Here is a 20,924-nt window from a genome sequence, read left to right as displayed (position 1 = left end):
ACTAAAAATATTGGCGAATGTGGAAAGTTTAAATGGGAAAGTGGCTGTGTACGATAGTGTAATGTGTATTGTTAATAGTCTGTGGAGATAAGGCGAAAGTACAAGCAAAAGGAGAGTGAATCGCATGTAATAATTACTAGAATGTATGGAGGAAATCTGTGTTTTATCCCCAACTAGGCAAAGTATTTCTTTGTTATTTAGATAGGTGTTTTTTAAGTCGGTGATTGCGCTAAAAAGATCGAATGTAAAGGAAGTGATCAACATGTCTTCATGGAGCAATAACGTAAATGGATATTGTGGGTGTAATAATCAAAATGGTGTACATGTTGATTCATGCTGTTTTAGTTGCGATGGGACAGTTCCTAAGGTTGGTCCAACCGGTCCGACGGGAGCAACAGGAGCAACAGGTGGCACAGGCCCAATGGGGGCGACAGGAGTAACAGGCGACACAGGTCCAACGGGAGCGACAGGAATAACAGGAGCAACAGGCCCAACGGGAGCGACAGGAATAACAGGGGCAACGGGTCCAACAGGAGCGAAGTAACTAGGGCAACGGTTCTAACAGGCCCAACAGGAGCGACAGGATCAACAGGGGCAACGGGGGCAACGGGTTCAACAGGTCCAACACAGGAATAACAGGAGCAACGGGTCCAACGGGAGCAACAGGTTCAACAGGGGCAACGGGAGCGACAGGTTCAACGGGTCCAACGGGAGCGACAGGAATAACAGGAGCAACGGGTCCGACGGGAGCAACAGGTTCAACCGGGGCAACGGGAGCGACGGGAGCGACGGGTTCAACAGGAGTGACAGGCCCAACGGGAGCAACAGGCTCAACCGGTCCAACGGGAACGACGGGTTCAACAGGTCCGACAGGAGCAACAGGAGCGACGGGCTCAACGGGTTCAACCGGGGCTACAGGTACAAGTATCACGGCGACATATGCATTTGCAAATAATACGTCGGGAACAGCGATATCGGTAGTTCTTGGTGGAACGAATGTCCCGCTTCCAAATAATCAAAACATCGGTCCAGGAATTACTGTTTCTGGTGGAAACACAGTATTTACGGTTGCAAATGCTGGTAATTATTATATTTCATATACAATTAATATAACGGCTTCATTATTAGTCAGTTCACGGATTACAATTAATGGAGGGGCACTTGCTGGGACGATAAATTCTCCTGCGGTAGCAACCACATCATTTAGTGCAACAATTATTACAACTCTTGCAGCAGGAGATGCTATTAGTTTACAATTATTTGGTTTGTTAGCTGTCGCAACATTATCAACAACTACCCCAGGAGCAGTGTTAACGATAATAAGATTGAGCTAAGCCATAACTCTCTTACTCTTTTAAGATTAAGAGAGTTTCTACATATAATAAGAAGTTAATGAAGTAAAGCATAGTTATATAAAAGTCAGAATATTATGATTGTAACGCTATGGTGACTATAATATAATGAAAATAACCATCATGAATGAACATTCATTTATTTTTTATGTATTTGAAGGGGGAATGAAGGTGGAAAAACCATGGTTGAAAAGTTATCCAGAGGAAATTCCGAGTACGGTTTCTTATGATATTCAGCCGCTTCATAGATATGTAGAACAGATGGCTTCTCGCTACCCAGAAAAGAAAGCGCTTCACTTTTTAGGGAAGGATATTACGTTTTCGGACTTCCATGATAAGGTGAAGCGGTTTGCAAATTATCTTCAAAAGCTCGGTGTGGAAAAGGGTGATCGAGTTGCTATTATGTTGCCGAATTGTCCGCAAGCTGTAATTGGTTATTACGGTACATTACTTGCGGGAGGTATCGTAGTACAAACCAATCCACTGTATACAGAAAGGGAATTAGAATATCAGCTTCATGACTCGGGAGCAAAAGTAATTCTTTGTCTCGATTTAGTGTTTCCAAGAGTAACGAATGTTCAATCTGCTACAAAAATTGAGCATATTATCGTAACTCGTATTGCAGACTTTTTACCATTCCCTAAAAATCTATTGTATCCATTTGTGCAGAAAAAACAGTCGAATTTAGTTGTGAAAGTATCAGAGAGTGAAACGATTCATCTTTGGAATTCAGTAGAAAAAGAAGTGAATACGAATGTTGAGGTGCCTTGTGATCCTGAAAATGATCTAGCTCTTTTACAGTACACAGGAGGAACAACCGGATTTCCGAAAGGAGTTATGTTAACGCATAAAAACCTCGTCTCTAACACGTTAATGGGAGTTCAATGGTTATATAATTGCAAAGAAGGAGAAGAAGTCGTTCTTGGGGTTCTTCCATTTTTCCATGTTTATGGTATGACAGCTGTTATGAATTTAAGTATTATGCAAGGATACAAAATGGTCCTTATTCCAAAGTTTGATATGAAAATGGTTTTTGAAGCGATTAAGAAGCATAAAGTGACATTGTTTCCAGGGGCACCAACTATTTATATCGCTCTTTTAAATAGTCCGCTTTTAAAAGAATACGATATTTCTTCTATTCGTGCTTGTATTAGTGGATCAGCACCACTGCCAGTAGAAGTACAGGAAAAGTTCGAAAAAGTTACAGGTGGTAAACTAGTAGAGGGATATGGTTTAACAGAATCCTCTCCGGTTACACATAGTAATTTTTTATGGGAAAAGCGAGTGCCAGGTAGCATCGGAGTTCCGTGGCCAGATACAGAAGCAATCATTATGTCGCTTGAAACTGGTGAGGCATTACCGCCAGGAGAAATAGGTGAAATTGTAGTGAAAGGCCCTCAAATTATGAAAGGATATTGGAATAAGCCAGAGGAAACAGCGGCTGTATTGCAAGATGGCTGGCTCCATACAGGTGATGTTGGCTACATGGATGAAGATGGATTCTTCTATGTAAAAGATCGCAAGAAAGATATGATTGTCGCGAGTGGATTTAATGTGTATCCTCGTGAAGTTGAAGAAGTATTATATGAGCATGAAAAAGTGCAAGAAGTAGTGACAATTGGAGTTCCAGATCCGTACCGAGGAGAGACGGTTAAAGCATTTGTTGTGTTAAAAGAAGGTACGGAGTGCTCTGAGGAAGAATTAAATCAGTTTGCACGTAAATATTTAGCGGCTTATAAAGTGCCGAAAGTATATGAGTTTAGAGATGAATTGCCAAAAACGACAGTAGGGAAAATTTTACGCCGTGTTCTAATAGATGAAGAGAAGAGAAAGAATGAGGATGAGCAAACGGGCTAAGGCCCTTTCTTTTTGAAAAAATAGGATTGACACTTTTCTAAATAGTCAGTATTATAAGAATATGAATGACTATTCATTCAGTCATCTTCTTGAAGGGGACAGTAAAGTGAAGAAAAATAGACCGAAATACAATCAAATTATTGATGCGGCAGTCATTGTGATTGCGGAGAATGGGTACCACCAAGCGCAAGTTTCTAAAATCGCAAAGCAAGCTGGGGTAGCTGATGGCACGATTTATTTATATTTTAAAAATAAAGAAGATATATTAATATCCTTATTCCAAGAGAAGATGGGAGAATTTGTCGAAACAATTCGTCAAAAAACAGCAGGAATTGAAAGCGCTGTATCGAAGTTATTCATGTTGGTAGAAACGCACTTCTTGCTGTTGTCGCAAAATGATCCGCTTGCTATCGTTACGCAATTAGAGCTAAGGCAGTCCAATCAAGACTTGCGCCTTAAAATAAATGAAGTATTAAAAGGCTACTTACAAGTTATGGATGAGATTTTAGAGACTGGTATAAAACAAGGTGAATTTCAAGCAGATTTAAATGTTCGCGTGGCAAGACAAATGATCTTTGGAACAGTAGATGAAGTTGTGACCAATTGGGTAATGAGCGATCATAAGTATGATCTGGTCGCACTTTCAAAAACGGTACACGGGCTACTTATTGCAGCTTGTGGTTATCGTCAATAATGGGAGGGATCATGTTGAAATTCCTATCTGTAAGAGTTGAAGATCATATCGCGGTGGCGACGTTAAATCACGCACCAGCGAATGCGATGTCTTCACAAGTTATGCATGACGTTACTGAATTAATTGATCAAGTGGAAAAGGATGATAACATTCGTGTTGTTGTTATTCACGGTGAAGGACGTTTCTTCTCAGCAGGAGCAGATATTAAAGAATTTACATCTGTTACTGAAGCGAAGCAAGCAACAGAATTAGCACAGCTTGGACAAGTTACGTTTGAGCGTGTTGAAAAATGTTCAAAACCAGTTATTGCGGCAATTCATGGAGCGGCACTGGGCGGCGGCCTTGAGTTTGCTATGTCTTGCCACATGCGCTTTGCAACTGAAAGTGCAAAACTTGGTTTACCTGAATTAACACTTGGATTAATTCCTGGCTTTGCAGGTACACAGCGCTTACCACGTTATGTTGGGAAAGCGAAAGCTTGTGAAATGATGTTAACAAGTACACCAATTACTGGTGCAGAAGCATTAAAGTGGGGACTTGTTAACGGATTGTTCTCTGAAGAATCTCTTTTAGATGATACGCTTAAAGTTGCAAAACAAATTGCTGGAAAAAGTCCAGCAACAACTCGTGCTGTACTAGAGTTATTGCAAACGACAAAATCGTCTCATTACTATGAAGGTGTACAACGTGAATCACAAATTTTTGGTGAAGTATTTACGAGTGAAGATGGAAGAGAAGGTGTAGCCGCATTTTTAGAAAAGCGTAAACCTTCATTTAGTGGCAGGTAGTTCAATTATTTTTTTAATATAAATTAACAGAAAATTAAAATTGATAGAATCTTTCTGAAAAACAAGGGGGTAAATGGAATGAACATCTACGTACTCATGAAACGAACATTTGATACAGAAGAAAAAATCGTAATTAAAAACGGTGCAATTTACGATGGCGAAGCGGAATTCATCATCAACCCTTACGATGAATATGCAATTGAAGAAGCAATTCAAGTAAGAGACGCACAAGGTGGAGAAGTTACAGTTGTAACAGTCGGTGGCGAAGATAGTGAGAAAGAACTTCGTACTGCATTAGCAATGGGCTGTGATAAAGCGGTATTAATTAATATTGAAGATGATGTAGAAAATGGTGACCAGTTCACGACAGCAAAAGTACTTGCTGAGTATTTAAAAGATAAAGATGCAGATTTAATTTTAGGCGGAAACGTTGCAATTGATGGTGCATCTGGACAAGTAGGGCCACGCGTAGCTGAAGCGTTAAATATTCCATATGTAACGACAATTACAAAACTTGAAATTGACGGTACAAATGTGAAGATTGAGCGTGATGTTGAAGGTGATACAGAAGTGATTGCAACTTCATTACCAGTTTTAGTAACAGCACAGCAAGGTTTAAATGAACCGCGTTATCCATCGCTTCCAGGTATTATGAAAGCGAAGAAAAAGCCGCTAGAAGAATTAGAATTAGATGATTTAGATTTAGAAGAAGATGATGTGGAAGCAAAGACAAAAACAATTGAAATCTATTTGCCTCCTAAGAAAGATGCAGGAAAAGTGTTACAAGGCGAGCTGCAAGATCAAGTAAAAGAACTTGTATCGTTGCTCCATACAGAAGCGAAAGTAATCTAATAAAATACGAAATTATATATGCAGGAGGGAAAATCTATGGCTCGTAAAGTATTAGTAATGGGTGAAGTTCGTGATGGATCGCTACGTAACGTTTCTTTTGAAGCGGTAGCAGCAGCAAAAACAATTGCAGAAGGCGGTGAAGTAGTAGGTCTTCTAATTGGAGACAGCGTTGCCTCTTTTGCAAATGAATTGATTCATTACGGTGCAGATCGCGTTGTGACAGTTGAAAATGATAAATTAAAATCATATACATCTGATGGTTATGCACAAGCGTTTTTAGCTGTACATGCTGAAGAAAATCCAGAAGGTATCGTTTTTGGACATACAGCACTTGGTAAAGATTTATCACCAAAATTAGCAGCGAAGCTTGAAGCTGGTTTAGTTTCTGACGTAACTGCTTTAGAGGTTGAAGGTGGAAATGTTATCTTCACTCGTCCAATTTACTCTGGTAAAGCATTCGAGAAGAAGATTGTAACAGACGGCATCTTATTTGCGACAGTGCGTCCAAATAATATTGCAACTCTGGAAAAAGATGAGTCTCGCAGCGGTGACGTATCTTCTATTACAGTTGATGTGAAAGATTTACGTACAATCATTCAAGATGTTGTCCGTAAAACAGCAGAAGGTGTGGATCTTTCTGAAGCAAAAGTTATTATCGCTGGCGGACGTGGTGTGAAGAGTGAAGAAGGCTTTAAGCCATTAAAAGAGTTAGCAGACGTACTAGGCGGCGCTGTTGGGGCATCTCGTGGTGCTTGTGACGCTGAATACTGTGATTACTCATTACAAATTGGTCAAACTGGTAAAGTTGTTACGCCAGACTTATACATTGCATGTGGTATTTCTGGTGCGATTCAGCATTTAGCAGGTATGTCTAACTCAAAAATAATCGTTGCGATTAATAAAGATCCAGAAGCAAGTATCTTTAAAGTAGCTGACTATGGTATTGTCGGTGACTTATTCGAAGTTGTACCTCTTTTAACAGAAGAGTTTAAAAAGTTAAAAGTACATTCATGATTTAAGTACCCTTGAGTTCCAAGTGAAGTACCCCTATATATAGAAAAAGGTGAGAGATCCCCTGTCTCTCATCTTTTTAGTATTTAATCCGTATTTTTATATAGTATAAAGGAACATTTTTTTGTTACAATACATAACGATACATATTATTCGCCACGTATATAAGTTAATGATATACTCTTGGTAGAATATACTTGAAGGAGGAAATAAAATGGCAATTGTAAACGCAAATGACCAAAGCTTCGCAGCAGAAACTAGCGAAGGTGTTGTATTATTAGATTTCTGGGCACCTTGGTGTGGACCTTGTAAAATGATCGCTCCTGTATTAGAGGAAATTGATGCAGAACTAGGCGAAAAAGTAAAAGTAGTAAAAGTAGACGTTGATGAAAACCAAGAAACTGCTCGTCAATTCGAAGTAATGAGCATTCCAGCTCTTTTCGTATTAAAAGACGGTAAAGTAGTTGATCAAGCGTTAGGTTACAAACCGAAAGAAGCGTTAGTAGAATTAGTTTCTAAACACTTCTAAAATAAAAAAAGCTACCATTTGGTAGCTTTTTTTATTTTCTTTTTTACAGTCTTTCCGTTACAATAAAAGAACGTATGTTGGGTGTTTGGGCATAGTATGTTTTCAAGGGAAAATAAAAATGCTAAGTATGTAGAAATGGAGGGAGACGAGTGCACGAACATTTGAAAGAGAAGTTGGCTATTTTACCAGATCAACCTGGTTGTTATTTGATGAAAGATAAGCAAGGAACGGTTATATATGTCGGAAAGGCAAAAGTGCTTAAAAATCGTGTGCGCTCGTACTTTACTGGTTCACATGATGGGAAAACACTGCGGCTTGTAGGAGAAATTGTTGATTTTGAATATATTGTAACCTCTTCGAATTTAGAAGCACTTATTTTAGAGTTAAATCTAATTAAAAAATATGATCCGAAATATAATATTCAATTAAAAGATGATAAAACATATCCTTTTATTAAAATTACGGCGGAGAAGCAACCGCGCTTACTCATTACTCGAAACGTAAAAAAGGATAAAGGGAAATATTTTGGTCCTTATCCAAATGCACAATCTGCTCATGAAACGAAAAAACTGCTAGATCGTATGTATCCACTTCGGAAATGCACGAATATGCCAGATAAAGTGTGTTTGTATTATCATATGGGTCAATGTTTAGCGCCTTGTGTGAAAGAAGTGACGGAAGAACAAAATAAAGAAATTGTAGATGAAATTATTAAGTTTTTAAATGGTGGACATAAAGAAGTTCGTTCAGAACTAGAAATAAAAATGTATGAGGCCTCAGAGAAACTAGAGTTTGAACGTGCAAAAGAGTTGCGTGATCAAATTGCTCATATTGATGCGATTATGGAAAAACAAAAGATGATTATGAGTGACTTAGTGGATCGTGATGTGTTTGGATATGCAGTGGATAAAGGATGGATGTGTGTTCAAGTTTTCTTCGTTCGAAAAGGAAAGCTAATTGAACGTGATGTTTCTATGTTTCCAATTTACGATGAACCAGAAGAGGGTTTTTTAACGTTTATCGGCCAATTTTATGAAAACAGTAGTCATTTTAAGCCGAAGGAAATTGTCGTTCCAGGAAGTATAGACTCGGAATTAGTAGAGCGCTTTTTAGAAGTGGAAGCGACGCAGCCGAAACGTGGTAAGAAAAAAGACCTTGTAGAATTGGCAAATAAAAATGCGAAGATTGCTCTTGAAGAGAAGTTTTACTTAATTGAACGTGATGAAGAACGAACGATTAAAGCGGTAGATCATTTAGGGAAGCAGCTTGGGATTGAAACGCCGTATCGTATTGAAGCGTTTGATAACTCAAATATTCAAGGAACAAATCCCGTTTCTGCAATGATTGCTTTTATCGATGGGAAACCGGCGAAGAAAGAGTATCGAAAATATAAAATTAAAACGGTTCAAGGGCCAGATGATTATGAGTCTATGAGAGAAGTTGTGAGGCGCCGTTATACAAGGGCGCTTAAAGAAAATTCACCTTTACCTGATTTGATTATTATTGATGGAGGAAAAGGCCATCTAGCGGCTGCAAGTGATATTTTAGAGAATGAGCTCGGATTATATATTCCGATGGCAGGTCTTGTAAAAGATGATAAACATAAAACCTCCCATTTAATTATTGGGGATCCACCGGAACCTGTGATGCTTGAGAGAAATAGCCAAGAATTTTATTTATTGCAGCGTATTCAAGATGAGGTGCATCGATTTGCGATTACATTCCATCGTCAATTACATGGGAAATCTGTCATTCAATCAGCATTGGATGATATTCCAGGAATCGGTGATAAACGGAAAAAGGTATTGTTAAAACATTTTGGTTCATTAAAGAAGATGAAAGAAGCTTCTATAGAGGAATTTGTCGAAGCGGGTATGCCGAAAAATGTCGCGGAGACGATTTATACGTATTTAACAGATAAGAAGACGTTGTAGTTTACAACGTCTTCTGTTTTTTGGTATAATTTCTGAAGATTTAAAATAAACTCATCTGAATGAAAATACAAAAAAGTCAACTAAACTGATATGTCTAGTTGACTGTAGGTAATGCTTACACTTCAATGAGATCTTTTATATCCCATTTTACAAGAAATGTAATAGAGTCAGAACGTTTTTTCTTTTCTTCGTATGACTCTGCAACGACGTTCCGTTGCTTTTGGATTTGTTCAGCGATGAATCCGGCTTCTAGTTGATAAGAAGAATGTCGTTTTTGTTTTTGACGTTCTGCGATGAGTGTGCCTTTAAGTTGGAACTGCATTTCACGACGCTTATGTTCAACAATGCTTAAAGTGCCCCAGCCAGCCTTTTCAAAGAACTGAATGACTTCTTCAATTGTTTCTAGCGGATATTTTCTTGCAAGGTTTCTACCAGACCAGTATAAAATACCATCTAAATCGTTGCCGATTAAATCAGGTAGTAATTCTTCACGTAGCAATTCATAAGCGAAGGCGTTCAATGAAACATCTTCTAAAGATGTTGTATCGATTGTATTTTTACTCACAATATTCCCCTCTTTCTATAGGGATTATTATATAACATTTCACATTTATAAAAACAGATTTTTCTTTAGGAAAATCTGAATATATAAGAAGAAAAAAAGAATTGGCAAATTATATGCAAATTATGTATACGTTTTCTTGACGCTTCGACAAAAATAGGAGTAAAATGAACTTGGTATCAAATTATGCTGAAATATTTCGAATAATTTTTTCAGTTTTTCTTATGCCAATAGTGAAAAAACATTATTGTCATAAACTAATCTGAAAACAGCAGTCAAACATTCAAGGGGGGTAATGGGGACATGAAAGGCCGCGAGTATACGTTTCGTAAGTGGCACTCATTAATGGGGGTCATCCCGGTTGGTGTCTTTTTGACGCAACATTTAATTGTAAACAACTTTGCAACACGAGGAGCAGAGGCTTTTAACAAAGCTGCAGGCTTTATGGAGCTCCTTCCATTCCGGTATGCGCTAGAAATTTTCATCATCTTTTTACCGATACTGTACCATGCTATATATGGCTTATATATTGCATTTACAGCTAAGAACAATGCGGTTTCTTACGGTTATTTCCGTAACTGGATGTTCGTCTTCCAAAGAATTTCAGGTATCGTTACGCTGATCTTCATTTCTTGGCACGTCTGGGAAACTCGTATTCAAGCAATGTTAGGTAAAGAGGTAAACTATGATATGATGGCAGATATTTTAAACAATCCAGCTATGTTTGCATTCTACTTAGTTGGTGTTGTTTCAACAATTTTCCACTTTGCAAATGGACTATGGACATTCTGCATCAGCTGGGGAATTACAGTATCTCCACGTTCACAAAGAATCTCTACTTATGTAACATTAGCTATTTTCTTAGGTTTATCTTATGTAGGTGTGAGTGCATTATTAGCGTTCATCGATCCACAGCTAGCAAACCAGTAAGGAGTGGGAGAGCATGAAAGGGAAACTTATAGTAGTCGGCGGTGGCTTGGCTGGCTTAATGGCAACGATTAAAGCGGCAGAAGCAGGAGTAAATGTTGAACTGTTTTCTTTAGTACCAGTAAAACGTTCACATTCTGTATGTGCTCAGGGCGGAATTAACGGTGCCGTAAATACGAAAGGTGAAGGGGATTCTCCATGGATCCACTTTGACGATACAATTTATGGTGGGGACTTCTTAGCGAACCAACCACCAGTTAAAGCAATGTGTGAAGCAGCACCTGGTATCATTCATTTAATGGACCGTATGGGTGTTATGTTCAACCGTACGGAAGAAGGACTTCTTGATTTCCGTCGATTTGGTGGAACGCAACATCACCGTACAGCATTTGCTGGTGCAACAACTGGACAGCAATTACTTTACGCATTAGATGAGCAAGTACGTCGTCACGAAGTAGCAGGACTTGTAACCAAATATGAAGGTTGGGATTTCTTACGAGCTGTTGTTGATGATGAAGGTGTGTGCCGAGGAATCGTTGCACAAGACTTACAAACTATGGAGATTAGAAGTTTCGGAGCAGATGCCGTGATTATGGCAACAGGGGGCCCTGGTATCATTTTCGGAAAATCAACAAACTCCATTATCAATACAGGTACAGCAGCTTCTGCTGTATATCAACAAGGCGCATATTATGCAAACGGTGAGTTCATTCAAATTCACCCAACGGCAATTCCTGGAGACGATAAATTACGTCTTATGAGTGAATCTGCACGTGGTGAAGGTGGACGTGTTTGGACATATAAAGATGGTAAACCATGGTACTTCTTAGAAGAAAAATATCCGGCTTACGGAAACCTTGTACCTCGTGACATCGCAACGCGTGAAATCTTTGATGTTTGCGTAGAGCAAAAACTAGGTATTAACGGTGAAAACATGGTGTACTTAGATCTTTCTCATAAAGATCCAAAAGAACTAGATATTAAACTAGGTGGAATTATTGAAATCTATGAGAAATTTACAGGGGATGATCCTCGTAAACTACCGATGAAAATCTTCCCAGCTGTTCACTATTCAATGGGCGGACTATGGGTTGATTATAAACAGATGACAAATATTCCAGGTTTATTTGCAGCAGGTGAGTGTGATTATTCTATGCACGGTGGTAACCGTCTTGGCGCGAACTCACTATTATCAGCAATTTATGGTGGTATGGTAGCAGGACCAAACGCAATTGAGTATATGAAAGGTCTTTCTAAATCATCTGATGCTGTTTCATCTACTGTATATGAGCAAAATGAATTAATCGAAACAGAGAAATTTAACAATATTTTAACGATGGATGGTAACGAAAATGCGTATGTTCTTCATAAAGAGCTTGGAGAATGGATGACAGATAACGTTACAGTAGTTCGTGAAAATAAAAAATTATTAGAAACAGATGCGAAAATTGAAGAATTAATGGCTCGTTACAAACGTATTAACATTAACGATACAGCAAGATGGAGTAACCAAGGTGCTTCATTTACACGCCAACTTGCAAATATGTTTGAGTTAGCACGTGTTATTACAATTGGCGCATATAACCGTAATGAGAGCCGTGGGGCGCATTACAAACCTGAATTCCCAAATCGTGATGATGCAAACTTCTTAAAAACTACGATGGCAAAATTTGAGGGAGAAGGAAATGCACCAGCATTCCATTACGAGGACGTTGATATTTCGTTAATTAAACCGCGTAAACGTGATTATTCTTCAAAACACGATGTAGCTGCTAAGGGTGAAGAGAAGGGGGATAAACAACATGTCTGAGAAAACAATCCGCCTCATCATTACGAGACAAGACGGGCCAGATGCGCAAGCGTTTGACCAAGAATTTGAAATTCCATATCGTCCGAATATGAATATTATCTCAGCACTTATGGAAATCCGTCGTAATCCTGTTGATTCAAAAGGGAACCAAACAACTCCGATTGCATGGGATATGAACTGCTTAGAGGAAGTATGTGGTGCATGTTCGATGGTGATTAACGGAAAACCACGTCAATCATGTACGGCACTTATTGATCAATTAGAGCAACCAATTCGCTTAAAACCGATGAAGACATTCCCGGTTGTACGTGACTTACAAGTTGATCGTAGTCGCATGTTTAATGCTCTAAAACGCGTTAAAGCGTGGATTCCAATTGATGGTACGTATGACCTAGGTCCAGGACCAAGAATGCCTGAGAAAAAGCGTCAATGGGCTTATGAGCTTTCAAAATGTATGACATGTGGTGTTTGCTTAGAATCATGTCCAAACGTAAACAGTAAGTCTGACTTTATTGGACCAGCACCGTTATCACAAGCTCGCTTATTCAACTCACATCCAACGGGTGAAATGCATAAAGCAGATCGCTTACGTGCAATTATGGGAGATGGAGGACTAGCAAACTGTGGTAACTCTCAAAACTGTGTGCAATCATGTCCGAAGGGTATTCCTTTAACAACTTCAATTGCGGCATTAAACCGTGATACAACAATTCAATCGTTCAAAGATTTCTTTGGTAGCGATAATAACTATTAATAAATATTGCCTCTTCATATCGAAGAGGCAATATTTATAACTATATTTTTCTGTTTATTCTGTTTATTTCAAGATGAAAAGGAGAGATAACAATGAAGAGGATTTCTTATATTGAAGACTTTGAGCAATGGGAAAGTGGTTTTTCGTTTTACAACCCTGTAAAGGTTCGTTTTGGTGAAGTAGATATGTTTGGACATGTAAATAATGTCGTTGCTTTTACTTATTTTGAAGAAGCTCGTATTGCGTTGTTTAAAGAACTTGGATTTATGCAAGAGTGGACACATGCATCATCAGAAACGATGATCGTTGTTGCGGATTTACAATGTAATTTTATTAAGCAAATATATTTTGATGAACAGCTGAAGGTGTATGTAAAGGCAGGATTGGTCGGGAATTCTTCTTTAGATTTACATTATATGGTGAAGAATGCAGAAGGAGAGATTTGTTTAGTAGGTCGTGGAATGATGGTTCAAGCTTCGAAAAAAACAGGAAGAGGCGAACCATGGCCTGAAGAATGGAAGAAGAAATTACTACAATAATAGAGTGAAAGAAAAATAAGAGAGCAATTTGCTCTCTTATTTTTTGTCTTCCATCGCTTCTTCTAATGTTAAGTGATGTTTATATAGGTATGTAGCGTATGGATTACCAACGTAGCGTAAGTGCCATGGTTCATAGGCATATTCTGTTGTATCTGTTTTATCTTCTAAGTAACGAATGACAAAGCCGAATTCATGAGCATGTTCCGCGACCCATTTTCCTTCTGCTGTCTCTCCGAAGATAGGCTCTAATTGAAATTTAGCTGATTTTGAACTAATATCCATTGCTAAACCCGTTTGGTGTTCACTTGTACCAGGAATTGCGCTTACCGAATTAGCTTCGGCTTTTCCTTGACGTCTAACGTATGTATCATGCAACGATTTTTGGCGTTTGTATGAACGATAACCAGATACAGCTGTAAGATCAAGCCCTTCTTTTTTCGCAGCTTTGAACATGTTTTCAAGTGCCTCGGCAGCATCTTTGCGCAGCAATGTTTTTTCTTTATCTTTTGGACTAATAAATGGTACATTTGGTCTCGTTAAGTCTTCAGGAATGTATCCATCTGGTAGTTTTCGATGTTTATTAATTAAGACAAGATTAGATTTTGGATTTGTTACAACTGAAAAGTCATTGTCTATTTTCTTTGCATTATGATCAGCTTTTGGAAAAGCAGGAATCTCTTCTTTTTTATGGTTATTATGCTTTTGACTTTCGACAGCTTTTGCTTCATTATGTAGTGGTGTTTTAGAACCAAAGTAAGCGAAAGATGTGATCCCGATTACAATAGTAGTGGCAGAAATAATTATTATCTTTTTCATGATGCCTTGTAATCACAGTCCCTTCTTCATAAAATGTGTATTGTTTTTTTATTATAAATCTAGTTTGTTGGAAAAGGAATATAAGAGTCATAACGTAATAGAAATGCAAAGAAAATGTCAGAAAATGTGTGAATTTGTAGTATTTTTTTATATAATTCATTTCTTATCTTTCATGATTTGCATTTTTTATGTAATATATATACATAAGAAGATGTAGCGATTATCGAGAATAAAGAACTTCTTGTATAGACTAGGAGTGAATGGGAATGGATTTTGCAACAATTATTGGACTTATTTTAGGATTTGTAGCAGTGGTAGTAGGGATGGTCGTCAAGGGCGCTGACATAACAGCCTTATTAAATCCTGCCGCAGCATTAATTATTTTTATTGGTACATTTGCTGCAGTATGTATTGCATTTCCGATGAATCAACTAAAAAGGGTTCCAAAACTATTTAAAGTTCTTTTTGGTTCAAATAAAAAGGATTTAAGTTATGAACAGTTGCTAGAATTATTTGTTCATTGGACATCTGAAAGTAGAAAATACGGTATTTTGTCTTTAGAGCAACAATTAGACAAAATTCAAGATGAATTTCTTTTGCGCGGTATGAAATTTGTGATTGATGGCGTATCCGCAGAAGATTTAGAGCAGATTTTGGAATCTGAATTAGAGGCAATTGAAGAAAGACATGCAAAGGGAGCTGCTATTTTTTCACAAGCTGGTACGTATGCACCGACATTAGGAGTTTTAGGTGCTGTTATCGGTCTTGTAGCTGCGCTTGGTAACTTAACTGATATTGAAAAGTTAGGTCATGCTATTTCTGGTGCGTTTATTGCAACGATTTTTGGTATTTTTTCAGGTTACGTATTATGGCATCCATTTGCAAATAAGTTAAAGCAAAAATCTTCAGCTGAAATTGAGAAAAAACGTTTAATCATTGATTGTTTATTAATGTTACAAGAAGGTACATATCCGTTTATTATGAAGAACCGCATTTTAGGTGCACTTTCTGCAACTGAGCGTAAAAAGCTAGAAAAAGGAGCAGAAAAAAATGCGGAGTAAGAAAAATAGAAGAGGCAAAAAGAAAAAACATGATGAGCATATCGATGAAACGTGGTTAATCCCATATTCTGATATGTTAACGTTGTTATTTGCATTGTTTATCGTTTTATTCGCAATGAGTAGTATAGATGCTGCGAAGTTTAAACAGATGGCAGTTGCTTTTCGAAGTGAATTAGCTGGGGGAACAGGTAACAAAGAATTTTTAAGTGATCAAAAGCCAAATGATGAAAAAGAATTATCAGCAAGTAGCCTTGAGGCAGAACAAGCAAAAAAACAAGAAGAAGCTAGAGCTAAAGAAAAAAAAGAGATGGATGAATTGAAAGCATTACAAAAAAAGATTGATCAATATATTAATGAAAAACAATTATCTTCTTCTTTTCAAACTAAATTAACTGAAAAGGGATTAATGGTGACAATATTAGAAAATATACTGTTTGATTCGGGGAAAGCAGATGTGAAATTAGAATCTTTAGGGATTGCAAAAGAGATGTCTAGCTTACTTGTTTCAGCGTCACCTCGTGAAATTACAGTATCGGGTCATACGGATAATGTCCCTATTGCCAATGCGCAGTTTGCGTCGAATTGGGAATTAAGTACGCAGCGGGCAGTTAATTTTATGCAAGTATTACTGCAAAATAAAGAATTACAACCAGAAAAATTTAGTGCGATTGGATACGGAGAATACCGTTCAATTGCTCCAAACGATACACAAGAAGGAAAGGCAAAGAATAGACGTGTGGAAGTATTTATCTTGCCTTTAACAGAGAAAGTAAAATAAAAGAGGATGGCGAATGCCATCCTCTTTTATTTTACATCAAATGATTTTAAGTTGTCGCGACGGATTTTATCTTTTTCTGCATCTGATTTTTTGAAATCATAATCATATAAAGCGCCTTCCCAATCGCCATACATTGGATTCGGGAAAATAATGAATTTCTCACCAAATTGTGCTTTTGAATCTGCTACTGTTTGGTTACGATCTTTTACAGATTTTCCATCAAAACCTGTGAAATCAGATAAGTTATCACCGAAGAATAAGACAATATCATGGGTTTGAGAAACGAGTTCACGGCGTTTTTCTTTTCCTTTTTCTTTCGGATCTTGTAGTAATATATGTTCTTTCGTTGCTTGAGGAGCACCTACACGCTCAAGATTTTTAATTGTTGCATCTAGTTGATTCGTTTTACGATTTGAGATGTAGTAAATATCTACACCTTTAGACTCTGTATATTTTAAGAAATCAATTGCGCCTGGAAGGGCTTCAGCCTCAGCTTTTTTAATCCAATCATCCCATTTGTAAGGATAGCCTTTGCCTGTTTTTACGCTCATTGCCTGATGAGGACTGTTATCTAAAACAGTTTCGTCTAAATCAAGCACGATAGCAGGTTTTTTCTCTGTCCCTTTTGCAAGAATTGCATCAAGCTTTAATTGACCAATGTTGTACCCTTGGTAGTAAAGTGCTTTCGTTTCACCGGCTGTTTGATACCATAAATCAGCCATTAATTGTTGTTCTGTTAATTTTACTTTCTCTTCTTTCGCCACTGTTTTCTCTGGTGTTCCTGAACATGCTACAAGTGATGTAGATAGAACCGCTACAGATAATAAAGTGGTAATGCCCCTCTTCATCTTCATATGTATCCTCCTTGATGTTAGAAAATCATTTTATATTATATATTAAAATATAATATTTTTATATGAACATTTGCATATTGTCTTTTGTATATATAGTAGTATGTCCTATATTAGAAAGATGAGCAAAATAATAATAGCTGTTTTGACAAGTTTTATTGTCGTAATGACAATTATAATTGACAAAAAGAACTTTGTTATTTACAATTTTAACTAAATAGAACAAATGATGGATTCATGACGATGTTTACATATAAGAGGATGAAGCGTGGTGCTATATTTTGTCTTGAATAAACATAGTCTTTGAAAGAGAGTACGAATGATACTAAAGGGGAGGCTTTATACTTGAGTTTACAAATTCAAAACTTAACGAAACAATTTGGGGAATCAAAAGCAGTTAACGGTTTGCAAATTTCGTTACCAAAAGGTGAAGTACTAGGGTTACTTGGACGAAATGGTGCAGGGAAAACAACAACAATCAAAATGCTTCTCGGATTATTAAAGCCTAATGAAGGTTCGATTACATGGGATGGAAAAGCATTTGGAAATAGTGGTGTAACAATTGGGTATTTACCAGAAGAAAGAGGTTTATATACAAAAAGTAGAGTAATAGATCAGCTGCGATATTTTGGTAGATTAGAAGGAATGTCGAAGAAAGAAGTGGATCACGCTATTGATCACTGGTTAGAGCGTTTAGCGATACCAGAATATAAATTTAAAACGGCTGGAGAGCTTTCAAAAGGGAATCAGCAAAAAATCCAATTAATTGCTGCTCTTCTTCATAATCCGGAACTTCTCATTTTAGATGAACCATTCAGCGGCCTTGATCCAGTTAATGCTGGGATGTTAGCTAGTATTATTGAAGAACAAGTACAGAGCGGAAAGACGATTATTTTATCAAGTCATCGTATGGAACAAGTAGAGGCTTTTTGCCAACATGTATGTATTTTGAAAAAAGGTGAAGCAGTCGTAAAAGGACAGCTAAGTGATATTAAGAAAGAATACGGTTTCCGTAATTTAACGATTGAAGATACAGTAGAGAATGAAAAGGGATTAGAAGCTATACATGTATCGTATGAAAAACAACAAGGCCTTCTTTATGTGAAAGTACAAGACGATGCGGAAGCTCTCAAGATTTTGCAACAGTTGCAAGAGCAAGGTGTTAGCTTACGACAATTCAAAATGTTAGAGCCGACGTTAAACGAAATCTTTGTAGAGAGGGCGAAATAACGATGCATAAATTTTCTCACGTATTTTCATTTTATTTTAGGGAAGCGTTTTTATCTAAGAAATCATTAATTACGAGTGCGATTTTATTTTTAGTTGTGTTTGGGATTTTTGCATTTAATCATTTTACTTCAGGCGATGATAAAAATAAGGATAAAGATAAAATTGCAGTTGTAGTAGAGAGTTCCACATATAAAGTACAAAAAGATGAGCTAAATAAGCTATTGCCATCAGCAAAAATAACAATTGGTTCAAAGGATGATTTTGATAAACTGCATAAGCAAGTAGAAGAAGGCGATTTAGATGGTCTATTCCATGTGACGGAAAAGGGTGGGGCTCCATCGATTACATATATGTATAATGGATTTCCAAGCCAAGCAACTTCTGCAATTATGGCAGGATATTTAAAGCAACAATATACGATGGTAACGATTGCCAAAAATAATGTTTCACCAGAAATTGCACAGCAATTACAAACAGAAATTCAAGTGAAGCAAGAAGCGATAAAAGATCGTACATCTTCTTTCGGAATTGCCTATTTCTTTACATTTGCTTTATATATGTTTATTGTAGCGTTCGGAAATACAATCGCAATGAATATTGCATCTGAAAAGGCGTCACGTGTAATGGAAGTAATGCTTCCGAAAGTGAAGCCTCTTACGATGATGTATGCGAAAATTTTAGCGGTTGTTTCAACGGCGTTATTGCAACTTGTCGTATTGGCGTGTGGTTATCTTATTCCATATTTGTTAGGTTGGGTCGATTTAGAAAGTGCCTCACTATTTGGTATTCCAATTGACTTTACAAAATTAGATGCAAAAGTTATCAGCATGTTTCTTGTTTATTTCATTACGGGATATTTACTTTATGCGATGATGTATGCTGCTGCTGGAGCTGTCGTATCTAAGACGGAGGATTTACAAGCTGTATCTTTCCCGGTAATGATTTTAATTATGGCTGCATTCTTTATTAGTATTAAATCATTAAGTGATCCGAATAGTACTATCGTTGTTGTAAGTTCTTACGTTCCATTTTTTACACCGATGGTTACCTTCTCACGTATTGTAGCTGGTGAAGCAGGTATGCTAGAAATTACGATAACATTAGCAGTCTTATTGGCGACAATTGCAGTATTAAATGCTGTTACAAGCCGCATTTACGTAAACGGCGTAATGAATTACTCAGATAAAGTGAAATTTAAAGATTTAGCGAAATTTATAAAGCGTCAATAATGAGAGAAAAGCATGATTTCCTATTGAAATCATGCTTTTTCTTTATGTATAAATTAAAAATAGTATATAATAATAAGAGTCGTCTTTTAATAGAATGAATAAAAAGGAGGGTGTGCAGATGGGGATTAGTAGTCGTTTTACAGTAGGTGTTCATATGCTGACATTACTTGCGATAGATCGAAACTCTCGCTGTACCTCTGAATGGATTGCCGGTAGTGTGAATACAAATCCAGTTGTGATTCGTCGCATTACAGGAATGTTGAAGAGAGCAGGACTTGTTGATGTACAAGCTGGTAAAGGTGGTACGACACTTGCTCGAGATTTAGAAGAAATTACATTACTTGATGTATATAAAGCAGTGGAAGTTGTAGAAGAAGGACAACTATTTTCCTTCCATGAAAATCCCAACATTGAATGTCCAGTAGGAGCTAATATTCAATCAGTATTAGAAATTATTTTAATGCAAGCGCAAGAAGCGATGGAAAACGTACTTGCAAATGTAACGGTAGATCAATTAGTTACAAATTTAAAGTCTAAAATGAAAGAATAAAAAAAGCGAGCTTCCTCATAATGAGGGCTCGCATTTTTTTATTCAGAAATATTGAAAATTCTATTTTTCAGTATTTAAAATGAATTTACCTACGATAGCTGCGAAGATACCACCAAGAATTGGTGCTACGATGAATACCCATAGTTGAGAAAGTGCTTCTCCACCAACAAATAAAGCTGGTGCGATACTACGAGCGGGGTTAACAGATGTTCCAGTTAACGGAATTCCTAATAAGTGAATTAAAACTAATGTGAAACCAATTACTAGTCCAGCTAAAGAAGAACTTCCTTTTTTACCTGTTACAGCAACGATAACTAAAATAAATACGAAAGTTAAAATGAACTCAACTAAAAATGCTCCAGATAAACCAAGAGTTCCGAAACCATTTTGTCCTAAATTATCTAAAGGTGTTTTAGCAGATTTTAAAATTGTTACTAACGTTGCAGTTCCTAATAAACCACCTAAAATTTGAGCTAATACATAATAACAAAGTTCCATAGCGTTCATTCGTTTGTTGATGAACATAGCTACTGATACTGCTGGGTTAATGTGACATCCAGAAATTGTTCCGATGCTATATGCCATAGCTACAATAGATAAGCCGAAAGCCATAGCGATTCCTAATGTTCCAATTCCTTCAATTCCGCCGCCAGTGACAGCTACTCCAGTTCCGAATAATACAAGTACAAATGTACCAATAAATTCAGCGATTGCTTTTTTTAACATAATTTACCTCCTATTAATGCACATGAAACGTATTATAACATAAGTTTTAGTATAAACAGCCAATGAAATACTAT

At 37.2% G+C, this 20,924-nt stretch carries 20 protein-coding genes and 1 pseudogene; 17 read left to right on the top strand and 4 right to left on the bottom strand.

Annotation, left to right across the window (positions count from 1 at the left end; translation table 11 throughout):
* The first annotated feature begins 262 nt into the window (after positions 1-262).
* The 8 genes and pseudogenes from DN401_RS06075 (at position 263) to uvrC (ending at position 9,017) form a co-directional block, all read left to right on the top strand.
* Positions 263-1,334: pseudogene (locus DN401_RS06075) on the top strand (BclA C-terminal domain-containing protein).
* Positions 1,335-1,523: 189 nt separating this feature from the next.
* Positions 1,524-3,209 (top strand): long-chain-fatty-acid--CoA ligase, encoded by a 1,686-nt coding sequence (locus tag DN401_RS06070; RefSeq protein ID WP_000414746.1) that lies wholly within the window; start codon positions 1,524-1,526, stop codon positions 3,207-3,209.
* Between the two features lie 106 nt (positions 3,210-3,315).
* Positions 3,316-3,903 carry a TetR/AcrR family transcriptional regulator gene (locus DN401_RS06065; RefSeq protein WP_000742223.1) on the top strand — a complete coding sequence of 196 codons (588 nt, stop codon included), beginning with the start codon at positions 3,316-3,318 and terminating at the stop codon, positions 3,901-3,903.
* Between the two features lie 11 nt (positions 3,904-3,914).
* A complete protein-coding gene (locus tag DN401_RS06060; protein WP_000911292.1) occupies positions 3,915-4,691 on the top strand; it encodes an enoyl-CoA hydratase in 777 nt (258 codons plus the stop codon).
* Positions 4,692-4,769: 78 nt separating this feature from the next.
* Positions 4,770-5,543, top strand: a complete 774-nt coding sequence (gene etfB, locus DN401_RS06055) for an electron transfer flavoprotein subunit beta (RefSeq protein ID WP_001029028.1) — start codon at positions 4,770-4,772, stop codon at positions 5,541-5,543.
* 36 nt (positions 5,544-5,579) lie between these two features.
* Positions 5,580-6,557, top strand: a complete 978-nt coding sequence (gene etfA / locus DN401_RS06050) for an electron transfer flavoprotein subunit alpha (protein WP_000101945.1) — start codon at positions 5,580-5,582, stop codon at positions 6,555-6,557.
* Between the two features lie 211 nt (positions 6,558-6,768).
* On the top strand, positions 6,769-7,083 hold the full coding sequence (gene trxA / locus DN401_RS06045) for a thioredoxin (protein ID WP_001018943.1): 315 nt from the start codon (positions 6,769-6,771) through the stop codon (positions 7,081-7,083).
* Between the two features lie 149 nt (positions 7,084-7,232).
* A complete protein-coding gene (gene uvrC, locus DN401_RS06040) occupies positions 7,233-9,017 on the top strand; it encodes an excinuclease ABC subunit C (RefSeq protein WP_000544296.1) in 1,785 nt (594 codons plus the stop codon).
* Positions 9,018-9,132: 115 nt separating this feature from the next.
* Here uvrC and DN401_RS06035 read toward each other — a convergent pair whose 3' ends face one another.
* Complete coding sequence (locus DN401_RS06035) at positions 9,133-9,582, bottom strand: YslB family protein (RefSeq protein ID WP_000042226.1); 450 nt, start codon at positions 9,580-9,582, stop codon at positions 9,133-9,135.
* Positions 9,583-9,882: 300 nt separating this feature from the next.
* Between DN401_RS06035 and sdhC the strand changes: the two genes are divergently transcribed.
* The 4 genes from sdhC (at position 9,883) to DN401_RS06015 (ending at position 13,609) form a co-directional block, all read left to right on the top strand.
* Entirely contained in the window at positions 9,883-10,509 is a 627-nt protein-coding gene (gene sdhC / locus DN401_RS06030; protein WP_000678354.1) for a succinate dehydrogenase cytochrome B558, read from the top strand.
* A gap of 13 nt (positions 10,510-10,522) precedes the next feature.
* The gene (gene sdhA, locus DN401_RS06025) at positions 10,523-12,316 is read left to right on the top strand and encodes a succinate dehydrogenase flavoprotein subunit (protein ID WP_000676750.1); all 1,794 of its coding nucleotides are present in this window, start codon (positions 10,523-10,525) and stop codon (positions 12,314-12,316) included.
* A complete protein-coding gene (sdhB, locus tag DN401_RS06020; RefSeq protein WP_001291827.1) occupies positions 12,309-13,070 on the top strand; it encodes a succinate dehydrogenase iron-sulfur subunit in 762 nt (253 codons plus the stop codon). Before sdhA ends, sdhB begins: the two co-directional genes overlap by 8 nt.
* A 92-nt stretch (positions 13,071-13,162) precedes the next feature.
* Positions 13,163-13,609 (top strand): acyl-CoA thioesterase, encoded by a 447-nt coding sequence (locus tag DN401_RS06015; RefSeq protein WP_000822731.1) that lies wholly within the window; start codon positions 13,163-13,165, stop codon positions 13,607-13,609.
* A 36-nt stretch (positions 13,610-13,645) separates the two neighbouring features.
* On the opposite strand, the gene DN401_RS06010 is transcribed toward DN401_RS06015, so the two are convergent.
* Positions 13,646-14,425, bottom strand: a complete 780-nt coding sequence (locus tag DN401_RS06010) for a M15 family metallopeptidase (RefSeq protein WP_000720201.1) — start codon at positions 14,423-14,425, stop codon at positions 13,646-13,648.
* Positions 14,426-14,691: 266 nt separating this feature from the next.
* On the opposite strand from DN401_RS06010, the gene motA reads away from it, so the two are divergent.
* Both motA and motB read left to right on the top strand, forming a co-directional pair.
* Positions 14,692-15,486 (top strand): flagellar motor stator protein MotA, encoded by a 795-nt coding sequence (gene motA, locus DN401_RS06005; RefSeq protein ID WP_000344853.1) that lies wholly within the window; start codon positions 14,692-14,694, stop codon positions 15,484-15,486.
* Complete coding sequence (motB, locus tag DN401_RS06000) at positions 15,476-16,264, top strand: flagellar motor protein MotB (RefSeq protein WP_001256734.1); 789 nt, start codon at positions 15,476-15,478, stop codon at positions 16,262-16,264. Before motA ends, motB begins: the two co-directional genes overlap by 11 nt.
* 26 nt (positions 16,265-16,290) lie before the next feature.
* On the opposite strand, the gene DN401_RS05995 is transcribed toward motB, so the two are convergent.
* A complete protein-coding gene (locus tag DN401_RS05995) occupies positions 16,291-17,118 on the bottom strand; it encodes a 5'-nucleotidase, lipoprotein e(P4) family (protein ID WP_000782764.1) in 828 nt (275 codons plus the stop codon).
* Between the two features lie 342 nt (positions 17,119-17,460).
* Between DN401_RS05995 and DN401_RS05990 the strand changes: the two genes are divergently transcribed.
* The 3 genes from DN401_RS05990 (at position 17,461) to DN401_RS05980 (ending at position 20,124) form a co-directional block, all read left to right on the top strand.
* Positions 17,461-18,345, top strand: coding sequence for an ABC transporter ATP-binding protein (locus DN401_RS05990; RefSeq protein WP_000058113.1), 885 nt, complete (start codon positions 17,461-17,463; stop codon positions 18,343-18,345).
* 2 nt (positions 18,346-18,347) lie between these two features.
* Positions 18,348-19,574 (top strand): ABC transporter permease, encoded by a 1,227-nt coding sequence (locus DN401_RS05985; RefSeq protein WP_100655103.1) that lies wholly within the window; start codon positions 18,348-18,350, stop codon positions 19,572-19,574.
* Positions 19,575-19,692: 118 nt separating this feature from the next.
* On the top strand, positions 19,693-20,124 hold the full coding sequence (locus DN401_RS05980; RefSeq protein ID WP_000512998.1) for an Rrf2 family transcriptional regulator: 432 nt from the start codon (positions 19,693-19,695) through the stop codon (positions 20,122-20,124).
* A 60-nt stretch (positions 20,125-20,184) separates the two neighbouring features.
* Here DN401_RS05980 and DN401_RS05975 read toward each other — a convergent pair whose 3' ends face one another.
* Positions 20,185-20,850: an aquaporin gene (locus DN401_RS05975; RefSeq protein WP_000913213.1), complete on the bottom strand. Its 666-nt coding sequence runs from the start codon at positions 20,848-20,850 to the stop codon at positions 20,185-20,187.
* Between the last annotated feature and the right edge of the window lie 74 nt (positions 20,851-20,924).

It is taken from the genome of Bacillus sp. BF2-3, assembly GCF_008368795.1.
In the GTDB taxonomy this organism is placed as follows: Bacteria; Bacillota; Bacilli; order Bacillales; family Bacillaceae_G; genus Bacillus_A; species Bacillus_A cereus.
The sequence above is the reverse complement of the archived record's forward strand: the minus strand, read 5'-3'. Positions and strand labels throughout refer to the sequence as shown.

What these genes read in the sequence shown, in the direction of transcription:
- DN401_RS06060 (WP_000911292.1), top strand. Translation starts at nt 3,915, where the DNA reads ATGTTGAAATTCCTATCTGTAAGAGTTGAAGATCATATCGCGGTGGCG.
- etfB (WP_001029028.1), top strand. Translation starts at nt 4,770, where the DNA reads ATGAACATCTACGTACTCATGAAACGAACATTTGATACAGAAGAAAAA.
- etfA (WP_000101945.1), top strand. Translation starts at nt 5,580, where the DNA reads ATGGCTCGTAAAGTATTAGTAATGGGTGAAGTTCGTGATGGATCGCTA.
- trxA (WP_001018943.1), top strand. Translation starts at nt 6,769, where the DNA reads ATGGCAATTGTAAACGCAAATGACCAAAGCTTCGCAGCAGAAACTAGC.
- sdhC (WP_000678354.1), top strand. Translation starts at nt 9,883, where the DNA reads ATGAAAGGCCGCGAGTATACGTTTCGTAAGTGGCACTCATTAATGGGG.
- sdhA (WP_000676750.1), top strand. Translation starts at nt 10,523, where the DNA reads ATGAAAGGGAAACTTATAGTAGTCGGCGGTGGCTTGGCTGGCTTAATG.
- sdhB (WP_001291827.1), top strand. Translation starts at nt 12,309, where the DNA reads ATGTCTGAGAAAACAATCCGCCTCATCATTACGAGACAAGACGGGCCA.
- DN401_RS06015 (WP_000822731.1), top strand. Translation starts at nt 13,163, where the DNA reads ATGAAGAGGATTTCTTATATTGAAGACTTTGAGCAATGGGAAAGTGGT.
- DN401_RS06010 (WP_000720201.1), bottom strand. Translation starts at nt 14,425, where the DNA reads ATGAAAAAGATAATAATTATTTCTGCCACTACTATTGTAATCGGGATC.
- motA (WP_000344853.1), top strand. Translation starts at nt 14,692, where the DNA reads ATGGATTTTGCAACAATTATTGGACTTATTTTAGGATTTGTAGCAGTG.
- motB (WP_001256734.1), top strand. Translation starts at nt 15,476, where the DNA reads ATGCGGAGTAAGAAAAATAGAAGAGGCAAAAAGAAAAAACATGATGAG.
- DN401_RS05995 (WP_000782764.1), bottom strand. Translation starts at nt 17,118, where the DNA reads ATGAAGATGAAGAGGGGCATTACCACTTTATTATCTGTAGCGGTTCTA.
- DN401_RS05985 (WP_100655103.1), top strand. Translation starts at nt 18,348, where the DNA reads ATGCATAAATTTTCTCACGTATTTTCATTTTATTTTAGGGAAGCGTTT.
- DN401_RS05980 (WP_000512998.1), top strand. Translation starts at nt 19,693, where the DNA reads ATGGGGATTAGTAGTCGTTTTACAGTAGGTGTTCATATGCTGACATTA.
- DN401_RS05975 (WP_000913213.1), bottom strand. Translation starts at nt 20,850, where the DNA reads ATGTTAAAAAAAGCAATCGCTGAATTTATTGGTACATTTGTACTTGTA.